This window comes from Bacteroidales bacterium (assembly GCA_018334875.1).
Lineage (GTDB): Bacteria > Bacteroidota > Bacteroidia > Bacteroidales > UBA12077 > JAGXLC01.
In genome coordinates, this window is the sequence record JAGXLC010000150.1 from 1 (window position 1) to 9,646 (window position 9,646).

Sequence of the window (9,646 nt, forward strand, 5' to 3'; positions counted from 1 at the left end):
GAGAGGAAAATTTCAACAAGCAAACGAAACAGGGATAAATTTATTTTCAGCGATATATTAACTTCGGGAACCGCTATAATTAAACGGGGTGTGTACAATTTACTGACGTTTATTACACTTGTGATTGGAGGCTCCGAAGCGTTAGCCAATAGTATGCTTCCGAATTTGAAAGAAGGCGTTTTCCTTATCAATTCAGGAAAGCATGAAATCTCAGGAAAGAAGATTCATGCTTTTTTTGCTTTGAGAACATTGGATATCAAGTCCATACCGATTAATGAATATATTGAGGAAATGCTAAAATCTCAAAACCCTAAAAAACCCAACGCCTATGTAACAAAAAAAATGATTGAGATTGAAACAAATGGTTTTGAAAACCGAAAGTGGAATCACTACTTGCAGAAGACGACAAGATGAATGGTCTTCTGTATTGGTTTATTTTTAAAGAAGTGTAAATTTTAAAAGATTAAGAATTATGAAAAAACCCGAAAATTTTAGAAAAAGTCTAGAACGATGGTCACCATTAATGAAGATGCAACTTGTGGTTGGCATTTTCATATGTGGTTTGATGATATTTGGCAATCAGGCATTGGCCGACAATAACAATGCGCCGGAAATGTCTGAAGAAGCTGCCGGGCAGCAGCAAGTAACCGTGGAAGGAACGGTTACCGACAGTGAAGGCAATCCGCTGCCAGGCGTAAATATTGTAGTAGAGGGTACTACTACCGGTACCACAACCGATATGGAGGGCAACTACTCCATTGAAGTACCTTCCGATGCCACGCTGGTATTTTCTTTCGTGGGATACCAGGAACAAACCATCCAGGTGGATGGCAGGGAAGAGATCAATATTACCATGCAGCAGGGCGCTGTAAGGATGGAAGAGGTTGTTGCCATCGGATACGGCGAAGTGCAGCGCGAAGAGGTTACCAGTTCAGTAGCTTCGGTTAGCGCTGAGGATATGAACATCGACCCGGCCGCTTCAACCGACCTGACCAGGGTACTGCAGGGTAAAGTAGCCGGTCTGACCATTACCCGTACCGGCGGAGGCGACCCCAACCAGCAGTTTGAGATTCGCCTGCGTGGTACTTCCAGTGTGAGCGCCGGACAGTCACCCCTGATTGTTGTTGACGGTGTGCCGGGCGGTAGCCTGAATGCCCTGAATCCGGAAGACATCAAATCCATCGACGTACTGAAGGATGCTTCGGCGGCGGCCATGTACGGTACCCGCGGTACGAACGGTGTGATTCTGGTACAGACCAAAACCGGCCAGGAAGGAAAAGAACAGGATTTCCACGTGACCTATTCCGGAAAAACGTTTACCGAAACGGTTCTAAGGCAAACCCAGATGCTGGATGCCGAAGGATACCTCCAGCTAAAACAGGATCTCATAGATCGGGGAGGAGATTTTGCTGATCAGGGCAGGGCCCTGATTGACCGTGGATACGATACGGACTGGTTTGATGCAGTACAGCGGGATATGCCGGTAAACCATAACCATACACTGGCTATCCGTGGCGGAGGAGAGGACTCAGATTACCGGCTATCCGGATCTTATATGAATCATGACGGTATGTTTGTTAATACCGGACGGGAAGAATATAAAGTCAATCTTAATCTGACTCAGCGTGCGCTTGATGATATGCTGATGTTTAAAGCCCAAATCGGAGCTTTTGAAAATAAAGCCAAGCCATCGGATAATGAAGCTTATCGTCAGGCTATGGGATACAATCCAACTGCCCCGGTTTACGAGGATGGAAATCCTGACAATGATCTATTTCAGGCCGAGGGCTGGAATTATCAAAATCCCTTGGGTGTATTAACCCAAAGAACCGATTTAGACGGAAGAAGCCGTTATTATACCCGTGTCACGGGTCAATTCATGCCTACCAATGCCTGGACCTTCAAAACCCAGATTGGTTATGATGTAGAAAGGGGCATGGACGGATACTATCAACCCAGTTATTCATACGACCAACAACAGAATGATAATTATGGACATGCCTCAAGAAATTCAAACCGGGATGTAACGCGCACCCTTGAATCTACCATAGACTGGGATAAGGACATTGGTAACCACAGTTTTAATTTTATCGGTGGATATTCCTATCAGAAATTTGTTGCTGATGGTTTTTGGGCCGACAACACCAATTTCATCAGTGATGAGTTCATGTATCATAATCTTGGTGCAGGTGAATATCTTGATGAAGGACGCGCCAACATGGATAGCTGGAAGAACGAGAGTAAGCTGGTAGGTTTCTTTGCCCGCGGTATTTACGACTGGAACGACAAATATTTTGTATCGGCCAGCTTCAGGCGGGAAGGTTCCTCCAAATTCGGTGAAGAAAATAAATGGGGTACTTTCCCCGCAGTTTCGGCAGGTTGGACCATTACCAATGAACCTTTTGCTGAAGGTTTGGATTGGCTGGACTTCCTGAAGCTGAGAGCAGGATACGGAAAAACCGGTAACCAGGATATTGATCCTTATATACCATTGGTACGACTGTCACCCGGCGGATATTTTTATTATGACGGAGAGTTTACCCGATCCTATAATCCGATTAGTAACCCGAACCCGAACCTGAAGTGGGAGACCAAGGAAGAATACGATGTGGGCCTTGACTGGGAGGTTCTCGGCGGCCGTTTAGGCGGAACCATTGATTATTACAACCGAAGGACCGAAGACCTCCTGCACGATTACGATGTGCCCGTTCCGCCAAACCTATATGGAACCACCTTTGCCAATGTGGGTACCATGAAAAACGAAGGGATTGAATTTTCATTCAATACTACACCGGTACAGCAGGAAGACCTGCAATGGAACCTGAATTTCAACATAAACTATCGGACGCAGGAACTGGTTACTCTTTCCAATGAAAGATACAGTCTTGATTGGCAGAATGCTGGCTGGCTGAGCGCCCCGGGTGTTCAAACATGGACGCATCGCTATGGCGAAGGCATGGATATGGGCAATTTCCATGGCTGGATATTTGAAGGCATCAGTGAAGAGGGAGAATGGCAGTTTAAAGACCTGGATGGCGACGGAGATATTGATGCCGATGATAAAACCATTATTGGTAACGGCATCCCGGACTATTATGCCAATCTCAATACTACAGTCAGATATAAAAACTGGCAGCTCTCTGTTATGACCAGAGGTCAGTTCGGCCACGAAATACTCAATGCCAAACGGCTGTATTATGAAAACATGAGACTATTGCCCAGGAATATTCTGGCGGATTATAACGAAAAACTGTGGGAGGAACCCAAGTATTCCGACTATTATCTGGAAAACGGCGATTGGGTGAAAATCGACAACATTACACTGGGCTATAATTTTCCATTTGAAAATAACCAGGCAGTTAAAAGCATGAGGCTGTATTTCTCCGTGAGAAATGCTTTCACCTTTACCCAGTCAACAGTGAACGATCCTGAGGTATCCATTGGGGGCCTGACTCCCGGAATGAGCGGTCGCTGGGACTATCCAAGTGTGAGAACATGGACGATCGGTATAGAAGCCAGTTTTTAATTATTTGAAGTTTGATTCTATTGTAAATCGATAAATAAAATTGTTATGAGACATAAATTAATGATTATGATATTAGGCGGGATATTCCTGCTAGGTTCCTGTACAGAGCTGGAACAGGAGCCCGCCAGTGAACTGACGAATGATCAATTCTTTCAAAATGAACGTCAGGTTCTTGCTGCGATTGGTCCGGCATATAGTTCTTTAAATTATCCCGGAGCCGATTGGGATATATTAAGACAATCTGATATCTGTATGATCCCTACAAGAGGGAGACATTGGTACGATGGAGGTACGCACCTCAGATCCCACTGGCATGATTGGAATTTGTCCGAAGCAAATGGGCCCTGGACTTATGCCTACGGTGGAATCAGTACCTGTAACCGCATTCAGTTTCAGATTGATCAATTGGAAGATCCAAGTCAGACGGTATTGGATCTGTTAAAAGAGCTTCGCGCTTTACGGGCGTATTATTACTTCTGGGCATTAGAGTTCTATGGCAATGTTCCTATTGTTAAGAAACATGATGTACCAGAAGGATATGCCCCTGATAACCAGTCTAGAGAAGAAGTGTATAATTTTGTAGTAAGCGAATTGGAGGAAGCTGTTCCAGACTTGCCCGAAGAGGTGAGCACACAAACATATGGCAGGATGACCAAGTGGGCCGGTTATACGTTGCTGGCCAAACTTTACCTGAACTCAAAGGTATACACGGGTGATCCGATTCAACTTGATGGCGAGGCTCAATGGCAGAAAGCTATTGATGCATGTGACCAGGTAATCGAATCAGGAGAATTTGCCCTTGAAGATAATTATTTTGCCAATTTTGCCACCGATAATGAAAATTCATCGGAGAACATCTGGGTCATTCCAACCGATCCGAAAAGAACAGGGTGGAAATATATGATAGCATATGCTACCCTCCATTATGAGAATAATAAGAGTTTCCCAGGATTCGAGGGAGGTCCGTGGAACGGATTCTGCGCAGTTCCCTCATTTTATGATTCATATGAAGAAAATGATGTTCGGCAGGACATGTGGATAGAAGGGCTTCAAACCAGTGTAGCCGGTGATACCCTTTATGGTGTTGAAAGAGTAGATGGTCCTTTGGTATTTGTAAATGAAGTGGGCAATCTTGAAAATGCTTATGAAAATGAAGGTGTAAGAATAGGAAAATTCGATTATACCAATTATAGAGATGCATGCGTGCAGGGTGATCTACCCATTTTCCGCTATGCCGATGTGCTGCTGATGAAAGCAGAAGCACTGATGCGGCAGAATGGCGGAGAACCTACAGGCGAAGCTCTTTCATTAGTTAATAGAGTTCGAAATAGAGCAGGTGTAGATCCACTCAGTATGAATGAATTGACCTTAGATACCCTGCTGGCCGAACGAGGCCATGAACTGGCCACTGAAGGTTGGAGACGTAACGATCTGATCCGTTTCGGTGAATTTATCAAACCTTTCTACGAAGATTCAGATGTTAAAAACATTCAGAAAAAGGTGGTCAATGAGGAATATGTTCGTCTTTTCCCAATTCCTGAACAGCAGATCAACGCCAACCCGAACCTGGAACAGAACCCGGGTTACTAGTAAAGGCGTTTAAAATTATACAGTCTACCTTAATCCCGGCTCCGGCAACCCCGAAGCCGGGATTTTTTACAGGAGTGTTTAAAAGGCAGAATGGTTTGCAATCAATAAGAATTGCTGTAGATATAAATTCTGAATTATTCTTTATATTCGCATAAAAACTTCCTTATGCTTCCACTGGATCAGGATCTGCAAACCCCGAAAGACAATCTTGAAGACTTCGCCAATCTTTCTATAAGAGTATTGAATCACCTTACCAATGTATTGAGCGATTCTGAAATCAAAGGCAAATACATTATCCACAATTCCGTTATTGCTGATAATGTCAAATATCTGCGGCCGATTAATCGGGAATTGATACTGTTTGAAGAAGATTCATTCAGAAACCATTTTGAGCAGTTCAGGAGGATCATCAGCCGGTTGAAGAAGCGCAAGCTGGATTTTAACCAGGAAGATTTTTTTATAGTTGACCGAACGCTCTATTCCATTCAGCAATTGATGGGATGTGGACTGGATTTACTGGTGAACCCCAACAGTGCCAGAAAACATGTCGGAAATCGCTTTGAAGAGCTGATGAGAACTCTTTTTACGGAGACAGGCATCACCAATAAAAGAATTGTCCTTAAAATCCCCTATGAAACCGAAGAAGGGGAGGCCATATACCGGTGTGAGAATGACCTGATCCTTTCACCTTATGAAAAAGTAAGGTCTACTGAGCATTTGCTGGACGAAAATGAGATTGTTGTTTCTGCCAAAACCACTTCAAAGGACAGGATGGGCAAGATGTTCATGGATAAGATTTTGCTGGAGAACTTTCTCGGTCACCCCCAGAAAGTAATAGGTATATTTCAGAATGATGTTCAGCGAAAGGGTGAGAATAACATCAGCTACACATTGGTATCAGGTCTGTTTATGGTATATTCCAGATTTTTGACGGAACTTGACGGGGTTTATTATATGGATCCTCCTCCGAATGCCTATAAAGCAGCCCATAAACACAATATGTATCAGTTTTCCAGGTTGCTACTGGAGGATATATGGAAGATGCTAGCCACGTAACTGATCCCGTCTTTTCTGAGATTCCATTTCGTCTTTAGAGGTGGCTATGCGTTTGATGTGATCCCTGTCCTGTAGTCTTTCCCGGATGATCTCACAATATTCGCCGCTGATCTCATTACCCAGCCATTTTCTTCCATACGCTTCCGCTACAGCGTAAGTGGTTCCTGATCCGCCGAAAGGATCTACTATTAAACTATCATCATTGGAAGAGGATAGAATGATTTTTCTCAGCAATTCAACAGGCTTCTGGGTACTATGCGGATACTTTTCCCAGGCACCATTGGAAATGGTGGGTATCTCAAAAACATCTTTCGGTTTGGCCCCCTTGGGATGGGGTTCCCAGACATACTTTTTCTTTTTGTTACCTTTGGCGTATTGCGAGGTTTCTGCCTGGGTTCTTCTTGGATATTTTGTGGTATGCCTGTTATATGGAATACGGGCCTCATCGATGTTGAAAATAAATTTTTTGCTTTTTCTGAAATGCAGGATGCTTTCGTGTGATCTGCCCCAGTCATTGCCCAGGTTGGCCTTGTTTCTGTAATACCATACCAGCCACTTACAACCCTTGAAAAGGGGTGATGCTGCCCACTTTAGGTCTGCCAGGATCTCAGAGAACCCGCATATATAAAGAGAACCGTTGCTTTTTAAAACCCGGTAGGCCTGCCTGATCCAGTTCAGACTCCATTCCACATACTCTTTCTGGGAAGAAAACGTGTCCCATTGTGCCTTTTTGATATTGTAGGGCGGATCGGCAAAAATAAGATCCACTGAATTGTCATCCAGCATCCTGAAAAAGTCCTTGACATCAAGCTGATAAAGTTCTCCGGTTTCAGTATGGAAAAAGGGTTTTTTCCTTTTAACCCGTTTTTTCCCATATTCCAGTTCCAGTTGCAGCTCTTCTGCCAATGCTTCAACCTGACTTTCCGGGTATACCCGGTAGTTGTTGATGGGATGACGGATGCTTTTAAATTTTCCGTCTTTGTCCCATCTTCGGAGTGTTTCTCTGCTTACACCAAGTGTTTCGGCTACTTCACTAATTGAGAGATATTTTTCCATGAAATTAACTTGATCAAACATTATACAACCTTACACAAAATTAAGGATTATTCATTATAAATTTTTTCTATGAACAAATAAATTCGAAAAAAAATTGGTGATCCCGGATATATTCATGTCTTTCCCTACACCTGGTAATACATGGCCTTCTTTAACCAGGTCTTTTTATACCTTTGCAGGAACAAACCCCAACAAGATCATGAATAAAAAACCACGGTATGAATTGCTCTTTAAGAATTATGCCAACCAATACGACAAGGAAGATTTCGTACAGGGCACTGCAGGAGAGTGTGATAATGGAAACCGATGAGGAAAATTTTGAAATGCTTGTTGTGGCCGAAAAAATTTGAATCTGCCCAATTAATACCCGGTACCTTTGAAAATCCATTATACAACACGGATTCCGGCTTGCGGGATGAAATATTGGTAGGCACGGGTGAGAATCCTGGTTATAAGTGATGCTTTTAAACCATTCATCCCCTCTTCTTATCTTCTCATTTCTTCGTTTTTTCGTTCTACCCTTCTATCGTGCTATCGCCCCATAGTTCTATCGCACCCTCGTGCCTTCGTTTTCCCTGGCTTAAAAAACAATCAACCCGAGAAACTCCCTCTATCCTTTATCCAATAAGCTTTTCCGGTGATTTGCAGCTATCCGAAAAATCCCGTAAGTTACAACAAAAAAAATTGAAATTCAACCCCTAAAAAATTTGGCTTGTATTAAAAAAGATCATATTTTTATCGCATGTAAGGGATATGCCGGATGTTTAAAGTATTTAACAGCTTTTAATAATCATTTAAATTATGAGTATATGAGCAACTTAACAGATTTTCAGGAAAAGCTTGATGAGATCATGCAAATTCCTGATGAAGAAGTACAAACACCTTATATGCCTCTGGATCATTATATGCTGGAGGCAGAAGGTACGCGGCTGCAAGCCTTAAAAGATATGGAAAAGCTTGTCGATGCCGGAATATCGGAAGAATTAATTATCGATCTTGCCAAGCGTGTTGGAGCCTGCCGACAGGCACAGTCGAACTGGATTGACAGGCGAAATAAGCAAAAGGAAGCTGAACAAAAATGGAGCAAGCTTGCGATAACCGCTTCTGATCTCCATAGTAACCTGGTCCACGCATTTCGTTATGCTTATCGGAAAGATGCCGATCTGATCAATCAGATTTCATACATCGCCAAAGATTATGGATACGCTGATTTGATTCAGGACATGAATGATCTGGCCACCATGGGCCGAAACAATCCTGAGCCGCTCAAAGCCATTAATTTCAATATGGAACTGCTGGATCAGGCAGCAAGATTGTCAGATGAAATGAGTGAATTGTTGAATATCGTTAACGGAGTGCGTTGGAGCGATGATGAAGCCAGGGTTATCCGGGATAAAGCCTACACTTTTCTGAAAAAAGGTGTAGATGAGGTAAGAGATTGTGGTAAATATCTTTTCTGGAAAGATGAAGAGCGCCTGAGGCTTTATACCAGTGAATATCTCAGAAGTCACCGTTATGTATCCGATGACAATCAGGTGTCTGAAGAACCTGAGGAATTGGAAGATTCTATGGACGAAACATGATGTGTATTTAATTCCGGCTATCCCAATCAATGGGGTGTTTAGCAAACTTTTTCTTAAACACTCCATTTTTTTATTTATAATGTGTTATCCACTCCCTATTAAGGTCTCACTCCAAAAATGTACGGTCAGTTAAAGGCAACCCTTCTGGCAGTTTATAAGGCCCATACGAAGAAAAGATACCAAGTGGCAAATATAGTCAACCCATCCGCAATGATAGCATACATATCCGCAATGATAGCGTGTAGACCTGCAATGATAGCAAAAAATGATGCAATAATAACTTCCAGACCTGCAATGATAATATTAATATAGGCAAATATATTAAAAGAATCTGCAATGATAATTGACAAACCAGCAATGGTGGAGACTAGATATGCAATAATATATATTAAATCTGCAACCGTAGTGGTCAAATCTGCAACCATAGTGGTCAAATCTGCAATGGTAGTTGTCAGACCTGCAACCATAGTTGTCAAACCTGCAATGGTATCAGCCAAACCTGCAATGATAGTAATATCATTCATTAAGTGCATTAAGTTAGTTTGGGACAAACTCCTGTCAAACTCCCGTCAAACTCCTGTCAAACGCTTTGTCAAACTCCTGTCAAACACTTTATCAAACTCTTTTGTCAAACTCTTTGTCAAACGTATTTTGTCAAACTCCCGTCAAACATATTATGTGTCGAACATTTTTTTGTCAAAGTTTCCACCGGATTTACTTGATTATATTCTGAATATTGATGATATTTAGTCACCATTAAAACCAAAACATCATGAAAAACAATGATTTCAATGAAAGACAGAACCCCCGGACGATGGTTATTTCCTATCTTTCA

7 protein-coding genes are annotated in these 9,646 nt (G+C 42.5%); 5 read left to right on the plus strand and 2 right to left on the minus strand.

What is annotated here, in order from left to right; genetic code table 11:
• From KGY70_12210 to KGY70_12225, 4 genes are all read left to right on the plus strand, one after another.
• The coding region (locus KGY70_12210; GenBank protein MBS3775946.1) for a hypothetical protein at positions 1-414 on the plus strand (414 nt) is incomplete at its 5' end.
• Positions 415-472: 58 nt separating this feature from the next.
• On the plus strand, positions 473-3,526 hold the full coding sequence (locus tag KGY70_12215) for a SusC/RagA family TonB-linked outer membrane protein (GenBank protein ID MBS3775947.1): 3,054 nt from the start codon (positions 473-475) through the stop codon (positions 3,524-3,526).
• A 45-nt stretch (positions 3,527-3,571) separates the two neighbouring features.
• Complete coding sequence (locus KGY70_12220) at positions 3,572-5,116, plus strand: RagB/SusD family nutrient uptake outer membrane protein (protein MBS3775948.1); 1,545 nt, start codon at positions 3,572-3,574, stop codon at positions 5,114-5,116.
• A 165-nt stretch (positions 5,117-5,281) separates the two neighbouring features.
• The gene (locus KGY70_12225) at positions 5,282-6,172 is read left to right on the plus strand and encodes a hypothetical protein (protein MBS3775949.1); all 891 of its coding nucleotides are present in this window, start codon (positions 5,282-5,284) and stop codon (positions 6,170-6,172) included.
• Here the strand turns inward: KGY70_12225 and KGY70_12230 are convergent.
• A complete protein-coding gene (locus tag KGY70_12230; protein ID MBS3775950.1) occupies positions 6,161-7,249 on the minus strand; it encodes a MerR family DNA-binding transcriptional regulator in 1,089 nt (362 codons plus the stop codon). The two genes, KGY70_12225 and KGY70_12230, sit on opposite strands and share 12 nt — an antisense overlap.
• Before the next feature lie 788 nt (positions 7,250-8,037).
• On the opposite strand from KGY70_12230, the gene KGY70_12235 reads away from it, so the two are divergent.
• Entirely contained in the window at positions 8,038-8,811 is a 774-nt protein-coding gene (locus tag KGY70_12235) for a hypothetical protein (GenBank protein MBS3775951.1), read from the plus strand.
• Positions 8,812-8,963: 152 nt separating this feature from the next.
• On the opposite strand, the gene KGY70_12240 is transcribed toward KGY70_12235, so the two are convergent.
• A complete protein-coding gene (locus KGY70_12240) occupies positions 8,964-9,335 on the minus strand; it encodes a hypothetical protein (GenBank protein MBS3775952.1) in 372 nt (123 codons plus the stop codon).
• Positions 9,336-9,646: the final 311 nt, after the last annotated feature.

Bases quoted from the DNA above. Each gene is read 5' to 3' on its own strand.
- KGY70_12230 (MBS3775950.1), bottom strand. From the start codon at position 7,249: ATGTTTGATCAAGTTAATTTCATGGAAAAATATCTCTCAATTAGTGAA.
- KGY70_12215 (MBS3775947.1), top strand. From the start codon at position 473: ATGAAAAAACCCGAAAATTTTAGAAAAAGTCTAGAACGATGGTCACCA.
- KGY70_12235 (MBS3775951.1), top strand. From the start codon at position 8,038: ATGAGCAACTTAACAGATTTTCAGGAAAAGCTTGATGAGATCATGCAA.
- KGY70_12240 (MBS3775952.1), bottom strand. From the start codon at position 9,335: ATGAATGATATTACTATCATTGCAGGTTTGGCTGATACCATTGCAGGT.
- KGY70_12220 (MBS3775948.1), top strand. From the start codon at position 3,572: ATGAGACATAAATTAATGATTATGATATTAGGCGGGATATTCCTGCTA.
- KGY70_12225 (MBS3775949.1), top strand. From the start codon at position 5,282: ATGCTTCCACTGGATCAGGATCTGCAAACCCCGAAAGACAATCTTGAA.